The sequence below is a fragment of the Nannocystis pusilla genome (genome assembly GCF_020073745.1).
Classification (GTDB): Bacteria; Myxococcota_A; Polyangia; order Nannocystales; family Nannocystaceae; genus Nannocystis; species Nannocystis radixulma.
On the sequence record NZ_JAIRAU010000040.1, the window covers coordinates 1 to 15,245 of the forward strand.

At 71.1% G+C, this 15,245-nt stretch carries 11 protein-coding genes and 1 pseudogene; 1 reads left to right on the forward strand and 11 read right to left on the reverse strand.

Features of this window, described 5'->3' with window-relative positions:
* Positions 1-275, reverse strand: a pseudogene (locus tag K7C98_RS28540) (bifunctional serine/threonine-protein kinase/formylglycine-generating enzyme family protein); the annotation flags it as partial.
* A 489-nt stretch (positions 276-764) separates the two neighbouring features.
* On the opposite strand from K7C98_RS28540, the gene K7C98_RS28545 reads away from it, so the two are divergent.
* Positions 765-2,447 (forward strand): hypothetical protein, encoded by a 1,683-nt coding sequence (locus tag K7C98_RS28545; RefSeq protein WP_224194952.1) that lies wholly within the window; start codon positions 765-767, stop codon positions 2,445-2,447.
* A gap of 97 nt (positions 2,448-2,544) precedes the next feature.
* On the opposite strand, the gene K7C98_RS28550 is transcribed toward K7C98_RS28545, so the two are convergent.
* From K7C98_RS28550 to K7C98_RS28595, 10 genes are all read right to left on the reverse strand, one after another.
* Positions 2,545-5,625, reverse strand: coding sequence for a hypothetical protein (locus K7C98_RS28550; RefSeq protein WP_224194953.1), 3,081 nt, complete (start codon positions 5,623-5,625; stop codon positions 2,545-2,547).
* 12 nt (positions 5,626-5,637) lie between these two features.
* Positions 5,638-6,519: an alpha/beta fold hydrolase gene (locus K7C98_RS28555; RefSeq protein WP_224194954.1), complete on the reverse strand. Its 882-nt coding sequence runs from the start codon at positions 6,517-6,519 to the stop codon at positions 5,638-5,640.
* Complete coding sequence (ptsP, locus tag K7C98_RS28560) at positions 6,516-8,339, reverse strand: phosphoenolpyruvate--protein phosphotransferase (protein WP_224194955.1); 1,824 nt, start codon at positions 8,337-8,339, stop codon at positions 6,516-6,518. The genes K7C98_RS28555 and ptsP overlap by 4 nt, the downstream gene beginning before the upstream one ends.
* Complete coding sequence (locus K7C98_RS28565; protein ID WP_224194956.1) at positions 8,336-8,611, reverse strand: HPr family phosphocarrier protein; 276 nt, start codon at positions 8,609-8,611, stop codon at positions 8,336-8,338. Before K7C98_RS28565 ends, ptsP begins: the two co-directional genes overlap by 4 nt.
* Positions 8,608-9,033, reverse strand: a complete 426-nt coding sequence (locus K7C98_RS28570) for a PTS sugar transporter subunit IIA (RefSeq protein ID WP_224194957.1) — start codon at positions 9,031-9,033, stop codon at positions 8,608-8,610. Before K7C98_RS28570 ends, K7C98_RS28565 begins: the two co-directional genes overlap by 4 nt.
* Positions 9,026-9,904, reverse strand: a complete 879-nt coding sequence (gene rapZ / locus K7C98_RS28575) for an RNase adapter RapZ (protein WP_224194958.1) — start codon at positions 9,902-9,904, stop codon at positions 9,026-9,028. The genes K7C98_RS28570 and rapZ overlap by 8 nt, the downstream gene beginning before the upstream one ends.
* A 3-nt stretch (positions 9,905-9,907) precedes the next feature.
* A complete protein-coding gene (gene hprK, locus K7C98_RS28580) occupies positions 9,908-10,933 on the reverse strand; it encodes an HPr(Ser) kinase/phosphatase (protein ID WP_224194959.1) in 1,026 nt (341 codons plus the stop codon).
* 232 nt (positions 10,934-11,165) lie between these two features.
* On the reverse strand, positions 11,166-11,822 hold the full coding sequence (hpf, locus tag K7C98_RS28585; RefSeq protein WP_224194960.1) for a ribosome hibernation-promoting factor, HPF/YfiA family: 657 nt from the start codon (positions 11,820-11,822) through the stop codon (positions 11,166-11,168).
* 95 nt (positions 11,823-11,917) lie between these two features.
* On the reverse strand, positions 11,918-13,390 hold the full coding sequence (rpoN, locus tag K7C98_RS28590) for an RNA polymerase factor sigma-54 (RefSeq protein WP_224194961.1): 1,473 nt from the start codon (positions 13,388-13,390) through the stop codon (positions 11,918-11,920).
* Between the two features lie 221 nt (positions 13,391-13,611).
* Positions 13,612-15,243: a CTP synthase gene (locus K7C98_RS28595; protein ID WP_224194962.1), complete on the reverse strand. Its 1,632-nt coding sequence runs from the start codon at positions 15,241-15,243 to the stop codon at positions 13,612-13,614.
* Between the last annotated feature and the right edge of the window lie 2 nt (positions 15,244-15,245).

Sequence of the window (15,245 nt, forward strand, 5' to 3'; positions counted from 1 at the left end):
CCGATGTCGCGGGCCTGGACGATGCCGGTGGTCCGGCTCGACAGCGCGGTCAGCAGCTTGCCCTCGCGGACGAACTGCTCGAGCAGCTCCTCGCGCATCTCGACGGGGGCGTTCGACAGCGCCGTGAAGCACTTGACCGCCACCGGCTCGTCCCAGATCCGGTGGACGGCCCGGTAGACGATGCCGAAGCCGCCCTCGCCGACGACCCTCTCGATGAAGTACTTGTCGGCGACGAGGGTGCCGACGAGCCCGAACCGGTCGCCCGCCTCAGCCATGGCGGCTCTCCTTACGGACAGAGGTCTGGTCTGGATCGAGCGCAGGCATATGCATCATCGGCGGCGCGATTGTACGCCAGCGCCGCGCCGCGCGCACCGCGGCGGTTGTCTCGGCGCCCCGCCCTTTTTTTGCCCTCCGCCGCCCGGACTCGTAGGGTCCGGCCAATGTCCGCCCGTCCGTCGCTGTTCGTCTGCGCCGCCCTGCTCGCGGCCCTGTTCGCGCCTCCGGCCTCCGCGGCGTCCTCCGCGACGGGCGGATCCGCACATCGCGCCGCGGCGGCCCCCTCCGGTCGTACGGACGCGAAGTCGACGCGCCCGGCGCCGAGCCGCCCGGCCGCGTCGACGCCGGCGGCTGGCCGTGAGGACATGGTGAAAAAGCCAGGTGCCACGGCGGGCGCGAAGCATGTGCGCTCGAGCACGACCGCTGCGAGCGCCGGACCGGCGAACGGGCCACGCGCCGCCGCGCCGGCCGGGAGCAAGCGGCCGGACGTGATCGACGGCCGCACGCCGGCGGGCAAGCGCGCCGCGGCGGGCAAGCGCAGCGACGTGATCGACGGCCGCGACGCGGCGGCGCTGCGCGAGCTGTACCGCAAGCGCAAGCCGGCGACGGCCCGCCCGACCCGCTCGGCCGAGGCGAGCCCGCGCGACGAGGCGGCGCGCCCGCTGCCGACGACCCGGAACGACGGGCGCGCGGACGAGAGGAGCGGCGCGCGCAACGGAGGCCCGCGCGCCGAGGTCCACGGCGCGGCGGTCGAGAGCGAGCCGCGGGCCGGACTCGCGGCGAAGTCCGGTCGCCAGACCCCGGCCGTGGTCACGCGCGAGCCGATCTCCGCCCCGGCGAGCGAGCCGACGCACGCGGAGGCATCGGCGGCCGCGCAGATGGCTGCCTCTTCCGACATGGTGAAAAAGACCGGTCCGAAGAAACAGCGCCGAAAGGACAGCCAGGACGAGGACGAATTCCTGGCGACGGTCAGCGGGCCGCGGCCGAGTGCGACGAGCAGCTGCGCGGCCGGGCTGGGCGCGGCGCCGGCGCTGCAGTTCGACCGCACGCGGGCGACGCTGCGCGAGTTTTCGTGGGCCGACATGGCCTACTTCTTCGAGACGGCGGCGGACGAGGCCGAGCCGGAGCCGCGCCAGGTGGGGCGCGAGGGCACGCTGCCGACCGAGGAGGCGATCCGCCGCTCGGGCCTGTCGCGCAAGTCGCTGGCGTCGCTGGCCTCGGCGCAGGCGGTCGACCTGCTGACCGAGCGCGAGCTGAGCCGCGTCGACAAGGTGCTGGCCGCCGCGACCCCGGCGGCGATCGCCACCCTGCTGCAGGCCGACTCGCCGACCTTGCGCGCGCACGTGTGGACCTGGCTGGCGACGACGCCGGCCGGTGCGTGCGCGCTGGTCAAGCTCGACGGGCGCGAAGTCGAGGCGGCGATCCGCGACCGCAGCGTCGCCGTCGAGCACGGCGAGGACCTGGTGTTCCGCCCGCTCGGCGACTACGCGCTGGCCGCCCGCTCGCGCCTCGCGGCCGCCGACCCGCAGGCGTACGACAACCTGCTGCGGACGCTGTGGGCGGAGCCGGGGCTCGACCCGCGCGTGCGGGCCCTGGTCGCCGGGCTCCGCGTGCGCCGCGGGCACGCCGACTCGATCGAGGTCGGCCTGCGCGACCCGGTGGCGAGCATCCGCGGGGCCACGGCTGCGGCGGCGATCGATCGCGACCGCCCGCGCTACGAGGGCCGGATGCTCGACCACGCGGCCGACGACCCGGCCGACCTGGTGACCGAGCTGATCGTCGGCGAGCTGCTCGGCGGGCCCGACGGGGTGCCGCGCGGCGAGCTGGCCGAGAGCCGCGACGAGCGGGTGATGGCGGCGCTGAGCCGCTGGCAGGGCCGCGGCGATTCGCTGTCCCCCCTGCCCGTCCCCGACCAGCCGCTGCGGTTCCCGGTGCAGAAGAAGATCGAGGCGGCGCCGCCGGCCGCGCCCGCGCCGGTGATCGCTACCGCGCCCGCGCCCGCCCCCGTCGCGCCCGAACCGCCCGCGCCCGCGCAGGCACGCGAGGACGGGGAGCCGGTCCCGCAGCGGCCGCTGGCCCACTCGCCCGCCCGCCGCGCCGACGAGGCGCCGGCGAGCTCGGGCCTGCCCAGCGTGCTCGACGACCCGGCCGGCGCGGCGCTGCGACCCTGACTCAAGGTCTGTGTTCGAAAGGCCATGTCCATGAGGGCATGGCCTTTCGTATTGGCCGCGAAGGACATGTCCTTGCGAGCATGCTCTCAGGAGCATGTCAAAAACTGCGGGCGATCAGGGCGCGGAGGTAGTTGACGTCGCCGCGCTGGGCGAAGCCGTGGGCGTAGGTGAAGAACAGGTCGATGGTCTCGCGGTAGCCGATCCGGAAGCTGAACACGAGCGACATGCCGAGGCTCCAGCGCAGCGCCTCGCGGTCGAGGCGCTCGGTCCAGGCGACGCCGACGTCCGCGAACGGGATCATCGTCAGGCGGCGCAGGTAGAGCGGCAGGGCGCTCATGCCCCGCTCGACGTCGACCAGAGGCGTGCGGTACTCGGTGTTGAGCACGGCGTAGTAGTCGCCGGGCAGCGAGCGCCAGGCGAAGCCGCGCAAGTAGCCGGCCTCGCCGAAAGCCTCGCGGCGGAGGAACGACTGGATGACGTCGGGCTGGTCGCGCAGGCCGCCGAGGCGGAAGCCGCCGAGCCGGCCGAGGCCGCCCGCCGAGGCGCCGCCGCCGAGGCGCAGCGCCAGCACCTGGTGGCCGCGCCAGGGCATGCGGATCCGCTCGGTGTAGGCGGCGCCGACCTGGATGTCGCCGTACTCGCCGCCGAAGTGCGGGTCGACGACCGACAGGCGCACGGAGGCGGCGCGCCCGGTCTCCTCGGCGTAGCCGTAGCGGACGGCGCGGAGGTTGCTGTAGCGCAGCTCGAGGTCGACGCGCCCGAGGTCGCCGGCGGCCGGCGGGGTGCTCGCGGGCGCGTTCGGGTCGAGGCGCTCGCGGTCGCGGTCGAGGTCGCGGAAGCGGGTGAACACGTAGTCGAGGCTGGCGCTGGCGCTGTGGATCGCGTGGCGGATGATCGGCACGTCGACGCCGACGCGCACCGCCGTCTGTCGCTCGCGGTAGCCCGACTGCAGGTACGGCTGGAAGCTGCCGTCGGGCGAGATGTTGTCGTAGCTGTAGCGCTGGGCGTTGTCGTGGATCCGGAAGTCGCGGCGGAAGCCGAGGCGGAAGGTCGGCACGAAGCGGGCGAAGGTGTACTCGACCGAGCCGGTCGGCTGGTTGTAGGCGATGAACTGACGGAAGGTCCCGGTGAGGCGGTGGTAGCCGACGACGTCGGCGAGCTCGAGCTTGACCCCGAGCTCGAGGCCCTGGCCGGCGCCGCCGAAGTCGAGCGAGGCCGGGGCGATCGCCCGCGGGTACATGGTGCGGATCGGTCGGTAGCGCTTGCTGCGGGCGGTGCTCGGGCGCCCGCGGTCCCCCGGCAGCGGCGGGTTCGGCTCGTCGGCGACGGGCAGGTCGTCGACGACCGGCAGCGGCTCGAGGAAGCTCGCGGGGTCGAACTTCATGACCCAAAGGTCATATCCGGTCGAGCTCGCGCCGATGTAGGCGATCCGCGTGCCGTCGTGGCTGACGACGGCGTCGAAGGCGGCGCCGAGGACGTTGGTGATCTGCCACGTGCGACCGGTGGCGAGGTCGATGGCGTAGACGTTGATGACGCGGTCGCGGTCGGACGAGAACAGCAGCCAGCGGCCGTCGGGCGAGTACGCGGGGGTGGTGTCGATCCAGCGGTCGGCGGTCATGCGCGTGTGCGTGCCGGCCTCGCGGTCGTAGACGTAGAGGTCGCGGTAACCACCGGCGCGGTGCATCGAGTAGGCGACCTTCTTGCCGTCGGGCGACCAGCGCGGGGTGTAGACCTGCTGCGTCCGCTCGACGGGCGCGATCTCGGTGACCTCGCGCGTGTGCAGGTCGAGGAAGGCGAGGCGCGACTGGGCGGCGTCGTTGCGCACGAACACGACGCTGCGGCCGTCGGGCGCGACCATGGCGTCGCGGGCGCGCAGGCCGAAGGTCAGCTGCTCGACGTCGGCCGGGCCCTGGCGGGCGTTGGGCGCCCCGTGCTCGCCGTGCCACAGGTACAGGTCGTTCCACGCGTAGCGGAGGTCGTGGCGGCTGTACTGCTCGAAGACGATGTCCTTTCCGCCAGGCAGGAACGAGCCGGAGGTCGAGCCCTGGACCTCGAGGACGCGCTCGATGTCGGTGCTCTGGCCCTGGCGGCCGACGCCGACGCCCTCGCGGATCCGTCCGCCACGGCTCGAGATCCGCCGGATCCCCGGGTTCGAGTGGCCGTCGTCGTCGTAGAAATAGATCTTGCTGTCGTCGTCGGACCAGAAGGGCCGGCGCGTGAACGCGTTGCTGGCCTCGGCCGAGACGGTGTAGGTGAGGCGCCGGCCCTCGCGGATCCCCCTGCCCCGGATCGCCCGCGCCTGGGCCTGGAAGCGGCGCGTGGTGTCGAGCTCGAACTCCTTCCACAGCTGCTCGAAGGTGATGCCGAGGACCTTCTCGCAGGCGCGGTGGATGCCGTACGGCACGGCCTGGCCGCCGTAGGTGTGGCTGAGCTCGCGCAGCTTGTCGTGGCCGTAGTGCGTGCCGATGTAGTCGACGAGGTGGAGGCCGTAGAGGTAGACGGTGGTGACGTTGGGGAACACCGTGCCGGGCGAGGACACGCGGTCGATCGGCTGGAAGCCGTGCTCGAGCACGTGCATGCGCAACATGGTGTCGAACTGGGCCGAGCGGTGGCGGCCCTGCGAGCTGAGGCGCGACTCCTCGTAGGTCGCCAGGCCCTCGATGAACCACCGCGGCTGGGCGCCGTTCGGCGGCCACACCTTGCCGAGCACGCCGAAGCCGAGGATCGCGTTGACGAGGCGCGGGATGCCGTGGATCGTGTCGATGTGGACGATGTGCGTGTACTCGTGGGTGAGCAGCACGTCGAGATAGTCGTCGTAGCTCTCGAGCACGGACATCGACTCGGGCGCGGTGACGTTGCCGTTGATGTGCGCGTACGGGACGACGGTGGCGCTGCCGTTGGCCGAGTCGGTGTCGTCGGTCATCACGACCTGCGTGCGCAGGAAGGGGCTGTGACCGAGGTCGGGCGCGAGCCGCGAGTGGGCCCGCTCGAGCGTGGCGGCCGCGCGCTCGGCCGCGACCTCGCTGCCCTGGTAGTAGTGGATGACGAAGTGCTCCGTCTCGAGCGTGCGCCACCGCTGATCGCGGGTGCCGGCGCGGGCGACGTCGGCGATCAGCGCGAGCCACAACAGGCACCCCAACGCGAACCAGCGCGCGCGGCCGGGGGGTGATGCGGACACCCTCGGATGGTATCAGGCCGGTGCGCCGAGGTGCCGTCGGACCAGCGCCGTCACCGCCGCGGGACGCTCCTCGGCGACGGCGTGGCCGCAGCCGTCGATCCACACCAGACCGGCGCCGGCGATGGCGTCGCGCAGGCGCTCGGCGTGCTCGCGCGGGACGATGGCGTCGCGCTCGCCCCAGATGACGAGCGTGTCACACGTCAGCGCGCGCAGCCGCGGCAACATGGCGCCCATGCGCTCGTCGTTGGCCAGCTGGGTCAACATGGCGTAGGCCGCCTCGCGCCCGCCGGTGCGCGCGAGTCGGTCCCAGTAGAGATCGAGGTGGTCGTCGCCGAGCAGGCTCGGGTCGGCCAGCGCGCGCGCGAGGTAGTGCGCGAGGGCTGCCCTTCGGTACAGGTTCTTGAAGACATACGGGCCGACGCCGGGGACCAGCGCGAGGCGACCCTCGAGCGGCAGCGGCATGGCGAAGCAGGTGGCGTCGGCGAGGATCAGGCGACGCACGCGCTCGGGGGCGGCGTCGGCGAGGCAGACGGCGATCGCGCCGCCCCAGCTGTGGCCGAGCACGTCGACCCGCTCGAGCCCGAGGTCGTCGAGCAGCGCGAGCAGGACGCGCGCGAGCCAGGTCGGGCTGTAACCGGCGCAGTGCACCGGCGGCGGACGATCGCTGTCGCCTGCGCCAGGCAGGTCGGGGATCAAGAGGCGGTGCGTCCCGGCCAGCTCGGGGACGACGGCGCGGAAGGCGTAGCCGAACACGAGGAGGCCGTGGATCAGCAGCAGCGGCGGGCCGGCCGCCGCGCCGGCGGGGCCGAGGTCACGGAGGTAGAGGCGGCCGAAGTCGAGGGACACCAGCCGCGAGCGGTCGGGGATCGCGGGCCGGTAGCCCGGGGGCTTCACGGCCCGCCCTCCCCTTCGCTGCAGCCGTGGCGGAGGTGCTCGGGGAAGCGCGCGCGCATGGCCGCCAGCACCATCTCGTCGGCCTCGCTGGCCGAGTCGACCTTGAGCACGCGCTCGGCGAGCTCCTTCATGTCGTCGGTCTTCGACGAGCGGATGATGTGCTTGATGACGGGGATCGCGCTCGGGTGCATCGACAGCTCGGCGACGCCGAGGCCGAGGAGGACCCAGGTGTAGCGCGGGTCGGCGGCCATCTCGCCGCACAGGCTGACGGGCACGTGGTGGCGCGCGCCGGCCTCGGCGACCTCCTTGATCAGGCGGAGGATCGCGGGGTGCATCGGCTGGTAGAGGTACGAGACGGCCTCGTTCTCGCGGTCGATCGCCAGCGTGTACTGAATGAGATCGTTGGTGCCGATGCTGAGGAAGTCGACGCGCCGCGCGAAGTGCTCGGCGGTCAGCGCGGCGGCCGGGGTCTCGATCATGACGCCGATGTCGATGTCGTCGGCGTGCGCGACCCCGGCGGTGGCCAGCTGGTCGCGCGCCTCCTCGATCGCGTCGAGACCGGCGCCGAGCTCGTCGACGCCGCCGACCAGCGGCAGCATGATCGCCAGCGGGCCGTGCACGCCGGCGCGCAGGAAGCCGCGCAGCTGGGCGAGGAACATGTCGCGCTCGCGCAGCGCGAGCCGCAGCGAACGCATGCCCATCGCCGGGTTGCGCTCCTCCTCGAGCTCGAGGAGTTTGGTCGGCTTGTCGGCGCCGAGGTCGAAGGTGCGGAACACCACCGTGTAGGGGGCGCAGCGCCGCAGGACGTGCTTCGCCATGCGGTAGTGCTCCTCCTCGCTCGGGAGGGTGTCGCGGTTCATGAACATGTACTCGCTGCGGTACAGGCCGACGCCCTCGGCCCCGTGGCGCAGCGCGAGGTCGAGCTCCTCGGAGATGGCGATGTTGGCGCGCACGCGCACGTGCAGGCCGTCCTGCGAGACGGCGGGGAAGGCGTGCTCCTTGCGGATCTTCTGCTCGAACGCGAGGTGGCGGTCGCGCTCGGCCTGGAAGTGAGCGACCTCTTCGGGGCCGGGCCGGACGATGATGCGGCCGCGGACTGCGTCCACGACGATGAGGTCGCCGGCGTCGACCGCCGCCAGCACGTCGTCGACGCCGACGACCGCGGGGATCTGCAGCGAGCGCGCCATGATGGCACTGTGGGAGGTCTTGCCGCCGACGCCAGTCACGAGGCCGGCGACCTGGCAGCGGTGCATCCGCGCGGTGTCGGCGGGGCTGAGATCCTGGGCCACGACCACCGAACCAGGCGGCGGATCGATCTCGTCGCCGTGCTCGCCGAGCAGCGCCTGCAAGACGTTCTCGATCAGGTAGGTGAGGTCGCTGCCGCGCTCGCGGAAGTAGTTGTCGTCGGCGTTGCCGAGGACCTCGAGGATCTGATCGGTGACGGTGGTGAGCGCCCACTCGGCGTTGGCCAGCTCCTCGCGGATCAAGGTCTCGGTGCGCTGGATCAGATCGGGGTCGCGCAGGATCATCTGCTGCGCCTTCAAGATCTGGCGGTGCTCACCGTGCGGGAGGCGGCTCTTGACGACCTCGATCTGCTGCCGGCACGCGCGCAGCGCCTCGTGCAAGCGCTCGATCTCGGCCTCGACCAGGTCGCGCTCGATGTGGCGGTGAAGGACGTGGACGCGGCGGCGATCGACGACGTACGCCGGGCCGATGCCGACGCCCGGGCTGGCCGCGGCGCCGTCGATCTCGCGCCGCAGGCCGAGGTCGGCCTGGCGGAACAGACCCGAAAATGCGGCGCTCTCCGCTCCGTCGTTCACGTCTCTCCGAATCCGCTCTTGATCAGCTTGCTCAGCGCGTCGAAGGCCGGCGGGGCGTCGGCCCCCTCGACGCGAAGCATGACACGGCTCCCCTGGCCGCAGGCGAGCATGAGCACGCCGAGGATGCTCTTGGCGTTGACCTCCGTGCCCTCGCGCGCGATCCAGACGTCGGACTTGAACTTGTTGGCGAGGTTGACCAGCTTGCTCGCGGCCCGGGCGTGGAGGCCGAGCTTGTTGACGATCTCGAACTCACCCTGCATCTGCTTGCTCATGCGGTGGTCTCCTTGGCGGGCGCGGGCGACGGAACGTGGACGGCGAGGGCCCGCCTGGCGGAGTCGACGCAGGCGCGCGCGAGCTCCTCGGGGGACAGCGTGCTGCGATCGAGGCTGGCGAGCTTGAGGAGGATGTTGAAACTCAGCCCGCTGAGCACCACCGGCGGCGCGGTCGCCTCGCGGATCCCGCACGAGCAGGGGCTGGCGCCGTAGGCGTCGGCGATCATCAGGACGCCGGCGCCGCGATCGACGGCGTCGAGCGCGGCGCGCATGCGCTTCTTCAGGTCGTCGGTCTCGCCGCGACCGGCGTCGATGGCGACGACGTCGGCGAGGCCGGACTCTCCACACACGCCGCGCGCAGCCTCGAGCAAGGCGCTGGCGCTGCGTCCGTGACCCACGAGGACGATGCCGACCTCAGGCATGAACCGTCTCCTTGGCCGCCGCTTCCGGGAGGTCGCGGTGGCGGATGATGAGCTGCGGCGGCGGCCGCGACAGCAGCTCGCCCGCGGTCAGTCTTTGCGCGAGAGCTTCCGTGAGGGCCACGCTCCGATGCTGCCCGCCAGTGCAGCCGAGCGCAACGGTGAGGTAGGAGCGCCCTTCGCGCACGCTGCGCGGGACGACGAATCGGAGCAGGCCCTCGAGGTGGTCGAGGAGCACGCCGGCGTCGGTCTGGCCGAGCACGAAGGCGGCCACCTCGGCGTCGAGGCCGGTGCGCGGGCGCAGGGCGGCGACATCGTAGGGGTTGGCGAGGAAGCGGACGTCGAACACGAGGTCGGCGAAGCTCGGCAGGCCGGTCTTGAAGCCGAACGACATCAGCACGAGGTGCAGCACCGAGGCGGCGCTGTAGCGGTCGCGGATCATCTGCCGCAGCTCGCGTGCCCGCAGGCCGCCGGTGTCGATGGTGGCGGTGGTGCGGGCCCGTAACGAGCGCAGGCTCGCGCGCTCGTCGGTGATCGCGTCGGGCAGCTCGCCGAGCGGGTGGCGCCGGCGTGTCTCGGCGAAGCGACGCACGAGCACGTCGTCGGGGGCGTCGAGGAACAGGACCTCGACGCGGTGGCCGGCCTGGACCAGCTGGAGGTGCACGCCGGCGAAGGCGCCGAGGTGGCCGACCTCGCGCGCGTCGATGCCGACGGCGATCCTCCGCGAGGCCTCCTCGGCGGCGAGCACGTCGACGAGCTGCGGCAACAACAACACGGGGATGTTGTCGACGCAGTAGAAGCCGATGTCGGCCAGCGCGGCGAGGGCGGTCGACTTGCCCGCCCCGCTCATGCCCGTGACGACGAGCAGCTCCACGACCTACTCGACCTCGGGGACCGGCACGGCGCCTGAGCTCGCGCGCGGCGCCGCGACCGGGACGTCCGGGCCGCGGATGTTGACGCCTCGGGCGCTGGCGGCGATCCGGGCGTTGATCTTCTCCTGGAACTCGCGCGCGGAGTCGTGGCCGCGGAACTTCAGCACCTGGTTGCGGGCGACGACCTCGATCAGCGAGGCGATGTTGCGCCCCGGTCGCAGCGGGATCCTGGCCAGCGGGACATCGACCCCGAGGATCGGCCACACCTGCGGCTCGGTGCCGAGGCGGTCGTAGTCCTCCTCCTGCGCCTCGCTGAGCTCGACGACGACCTCGATCTTCTTGTTGTCGCGCACGGCAGCGACGCCGAACAGGTGGGTGATGTTGAGGATCCCGAGGCCGCGGATCTCCATGTGGTGCTGGTGCATCTCGAGCGCGGCGCCCCACACGGTGTCGGGCGGGCGCACGGTGACCTCGACGATGTCGTCGGCGACCAGACGGTGACCCTTGAGGATCAGGTCGAGCGCCGCCTCGCTCTTGCCGACGCCGCTGCGACCGATCAAGAGCAGACCGACGCCGAGCACGTCGATCAGCACGCCGTGGATGGTGGCCCGCGGCGACAGCAGATCCTCGAGCTTGCGCGTGAGCCGGGAGATGAACACCGAGCTCATCAAGGGGCTGCGCAGCACGGGGACGCCGTGGCGGCGCGCGACGTCCATCAGGAAGTCGGGCGGGTCGAGGCCGCGGGAGATCGCCAGGCAGCACAGCGGCTTGCTGCAGAACGCCTCGAGGCCGGCCCGCGCCTGCTCCGGCGACTGGCTCAGGAGGTAGTCGATCTCGGTGAGCCCCAGGACCTGGATCCGGTCGGGGAAGACGTGCTTGACGAAGCCCGACAGCGCGAGCCCGGGCTTTTGGATCCGCATGCTGCCGATCTTGCGGTCGAGCTCGCCCCAGTCCGACAGCAGGGTCAACTGGAGCGGTTCGGCGGCGGCGTCGAGGAACTTGCCGACCTCGATCGAGGCGTCTCTGCGCATGGTGGGCGCAGTTTAGCAGGCGCCGCCCTGCAGGAGCGAGCCCTCGAGACAGGCGCCGACGGCTCCGACCCACCGGTCGAGGAAGCGAGCGTGCGGTCCCGAGGGCCCGTGCGACGAGGAGCAGGTCCGGAGGGCCGTGAGCCAGCCTCAGGTCCGGAGGGCCGTGTGAGGCCAGCCTCGGGCCCGAATGGCCTTGCGGCCAGCCTCGGGCCCCGTGGGCCGACGGCCGGCCTCAGGTGGCCGCGACGGCGGCCTCGGCCTCGCTGCCGTTGGGCTCGATGAGGCCGTAGTTGCCGTCCTCGCGCACGTAGACGACGTTGATCTCGCCGGAGCCGGCGTTGGTGAACACGTAGAACTGCTTGTGCAGCAGGTTCATCTGCATGATGGCGCCGTCGACGGTCATGCGCTCGGTCGTGACCTCGGTCTGGCGGATGATGACGGGGCGCGCCTCGGGCTTGGCGTGCCCGTTGCCGTTGTTGAGGGCGGCGACGGTCGCGGCGGCCTCGGCGGCGGCGTCCTCCTCCTCGACGATCTGGTCGACCATGCTCTCGGCGGCGATGACCCCGAGGCGGACCTTGGCCGTGCGGCCCTCATTGCTCTTGTGGTGCTTGATCCGCGCCTTGTAGCGCCGTACCTGCCGCTCCATCTTGGCCAGCGCCATGTCGACCGACGAGTACATGTTCTCGGTCGACTCCTGCGCGTGCAGCTGCAGGCCGTTGCGCAGGGTGACGTCGAAGGCGGCGATGTGCATGACCTTGTCGACGGTGAACGTGCAGCTCACCCGGAGCGGCTCGGAGAAGTAGCGCTTGATCTTCTCGAGGCGCTCCTCGGCGTAGCCGCGCAGGGCGGTTGAAGACTCCATCTGGCGAAAAACGAAGTGAGTCTGCATCGATCGGGCACCTTCTTGGTGGGTTTGGATCCGGCAGTGGCCGGCTTCATGGGATTGTCTGACCGCAGGGCGGGGAAAGGCCAGGCAAATTGGGCTCAAAACAGCTTACGGCGTTTCGCGCTCGAGAGCACGCCGAGTTGCTCGCGGTACTTGGCGACCGTCCGCCGGGCGATGTCGATGCCTTCCTCCTGCAAGAGCTCGACGAGCCGCTGATCACTGTACGGATGAGCCTCGTCCTCCTGGTCGATGAGCTTCTTGATCCGCTCCTTGACGGCCTCGCTGGCGAGGTCGTCGCCGGTGGTCCGGCTGATTCCGGCGTTGAAGAAGTACTTGAGCTCGAAGATTCCCTGCGGGGTGTGCACGTACTTGTTGGTCGTGACCCGCGAGACCGTGGACTCGTGCATCTCGATGTCCTCGGCGACATCCTTGAGGATGAGCGGCCGCAGGTGCTGCGGGCCGCGCTCGAAGAACTCGCGCTGGAACTTGAGGATGCTGCGCGTGACCTTGACGATCGTGCGCTGGCGCTGCTGGATCGAGCGGATGAGCCACTGCGCCGAGCGCATGCGCTCGTGGATGTACTCCTTGGCCTTCGGGTGCTCGCCCACCGCCTCCTTGTAGAGGCCGCTGATCCGCAGGCGCGGCAGGCCGTCGTCGTTGAGGCTGACCACGAACTCGTCGCCGACCTTGATGATGTAGACGTCGGGCGTGATGTACTGCGGCGTCTCGACGCCGTAGGCCCGCGCAGGACGCGGGTCCATGCCCATGATCACCTTCGTCGCCTCGTAGACCTCCTCGAGCGCCTCGCCGGTGTCGCGCGCGACCGCCTGGTAGTTGCGGATCTCGAGGTTGTGCAGGTGCTTGGCGATGATCGCCCGCACCAGCGGGTCCTCGACCGGGTGCTCGGGGTGGTTGGCCTGCACCCACAAACACTCGGCGAGGTTGCGCGAGCCGATCGCCACCGGGTCGAGCTGCTGGATCTTCCGCACCAGCGTCTCGACCTTGAGCGTCGAGACGCCGAGCTTGCGGGCGACCTGCGGCGCGCTCTCCTGCAAGTAGCCGGCGGGCGACAGGCAGCGGACGATGTACTCGGCGACGTCCTCGCCGGTCTCGCCGAAGTTGGACAGGCGCACCTGCCACATCAGGTGCTCGGCCAGCGTCTCGGCCCGCGTCAGGGTCGCCTCGAGCGAGGGCCCCTCCTCGTCGTCGTTGTTGGTGCGCGTCGCGGTGCCCGCCGAGGACGGCAAGTACTCCATCGAGTCGGCGTAGGCCTCCCAGTCGGCGCCCTCCTTCGGGACCTCGTCGACCTTGACCTCGGGCGCGCTGCGCTCGGGCTCGGCAGAGGCCTGCTCCTGCTGCGGCGCGTCGACCGCGTCCTGCAGCTCGACCGAGCTCACCGGCTCCTCGGCGCTGGTGCCGATCTCGTGCGCCTCCTCGAGCAGCGGGTTCTCCATCAGCTCGCTGCGCACCAGGTCGACCAGCTCGGGACGGGACAGCTGAAGCAGCTTGATCGCCTGCTGAAGCTGCGGCGTCATCACGAGCTGCGTGCTCATCCGCAGGTCTTGGCGCATCTGAAGTGCCATGGTCCCTCGCCTCGCTAAACGGGAATTTTAGCAGAGCGTACTCCTGGAACCAACGGCGACCGGCCGGGTGCCCCCCGCACCCACCTCGGGAAGCACCCACGGCACCGCGACATTTCACCGCAAGAGCGGCGGCGAGATCCAGCGCAGTCCCCGATGGCCGGCCCGTCTCCCGCTTGGGGGCCACGCGGGCCCCTCACGGGACCCCGCCCTCACGCGCGCTCGCGCTGGTACTGCAAAGAAGCGGCGATGTACGCCGTAAACAGCGGATGCGGCGCGGTCGGCCGGCTCTTGAACTCGGGGTGGAATTGACAGGCGACGAAGAACGGGTGCCGGTCTTGCGGCAGCTCGATCATCTCGACGAGCGTGCCGTCAGGCGAGCGTCCGGACAGCACGAGGCCGCTGGCCTCGAGCCGATCGCGATAGCGGTTGTTGACCTCGTAGCGGTGACGGTGGCGCTCGGAGATCCGGCTGCGACCGTAGATCCGCGCGGCCAGGCTGTCGGGCGTGAGGTCGCAGTCGTAGGCGCCGAGCCGCATGGTCCCGCCCTTGTCGGCCACGTCCTCCTGCTCGGCCATCAGCGCGATCACGGCCCCGTCGAGCGAGGGGTCGAACTCGGTGCTGTGCGCCCGCGCGACGCCGGCGACGTGGCGCGCGAACTCGCAGACGGCCATCTGCATGCCGAGGCAGATGCCGAGGAACGGGATCTTGCGCTCGCGGGCGTAGCGGATCGCGGCGATCTTGCCCTCGCTGCCGCGCGAGCCGAAGCCCCCGGGCACGAGCACGCCGCCGAGCCCGCCGAGCAAGGCCTCGGCGCCCGAGGCCTGGATCTGCTCGGCGTCGACGTAGACGATGTCGACCGCGGCGTTGCAGGCGAGGCCGCCGTGGACCAGCGCCTCGTGCAGGCTCTTGTAGCTCTCGGCCAGGTCGACGTACTTGCCGACGATGCCGATCGAGACGCGGTGCTGCGGGTGCTCGAGCGTGTCGACGATCCGCCGCCACTCCTCGAGCGGCGGCTCTCGGCTCCAGATGTTGAGCATCTCGCAGATCTTGTCGTCGAGCCCCTCGGCCCGCAGCACCAGCGGCACCTTGTAGATGATGTCCTGGTCGGGCAGCGAGATGACGCTGTCGGCGCGCACGTTGGTGAACAGCGCCAGCTTGTCGCGCGTGCCCTTGCTGATCGGCTGCTCCGAGCGACACACCAGCAGGTCGGGCTGGATGCCGATCTCCCGCATCTTCATCACCGAGTGCTGGGTCGGCTTGGTCTTGAGCTCGCCGGCGGTGCGGATGAACGGCAACAGCGTGAGGTGGACGAACACGGTGTCGCGCGGGTCGAGCGTCAGCCGCAGCTGCCGGATCGCCTCGAGGAACGGGAGGCTCTCGATGTCGCCGACGGTCCCGCCGATCTCGACGATCAGGAGGTCGAGCCCCTCGGCGGCGGCGAGGATGCAGCTGCGGATCTCGTTGGTGACGTGCGGGATGACCTGGACGGTCTGCCCGAGGTACTCGCCGCGCCGCTCCTTGCGGATCACCGACTCGTAGATCTGTCCCGAAGTATAATTGCTGTGGCGCGACATCCGGTGCGAGACGAAGCGCTCGTAGTGACCCAGATCGAGGTCGGTCTCGGCGCCGTCGTCGGTGACGAACACCTCGCCGTGCTGGGTCGGGTTCATCGTCCCGGGGTCGACGTTGAGGTACGGATCGAGCTTCTGCAGGCCGATGTTGAGCCCGCGGGCCTCGAGCAGCGCGCCCATCGACGCTGCGCACAGACCCTTGCCCAGCGAGGAAACGACGCCGCCCGTGACGAAGATGAACTTGGTGTGCTTCCCGCGACTGCTTGCCACGG

What these genes read in the sequence shown, in the direction of transcription:
- hprK (WP_224194959.1), bottom strand. Translation starts at nt 10,933, where the DNA reads ATGCGCAGAGACGCCTCGATCGAGGTCGGCAAGTTCCTCGACGCCGCC.
- hpf (WP_224194960.1), bottom strand. Translation starts at nt 11,822, where the DNA reads ATGCAGACTCACTTCGTTTTTCGCCAGATGGAGTCTTCAACCGCCCTG.
- rpoN (WP_224194961.1), bottom strand. Translation starts at nt 13,390, where the DNA reads ATGCGCCAAGACCTGCGGATGAGCACGCAGCTCGTGATGACGCCGCAG.
- K7C98_RS28565 (WP_224194956.1), bottom strand. Translation starts at nt 8,611, where the DNA reads ATGAGCAAGCAGATGCAGGGTGAGTTCGAGATCGTCAACAAGCTCGGC.
- K7C98_RS28570 (WP_224194957.1), bottom strand. Translation starts at nt 9,033, where the DNA reads ATGCCTGAGGTCGGCATCGTCCTCGTGGGTCACGGACGCAGCGCCAGC.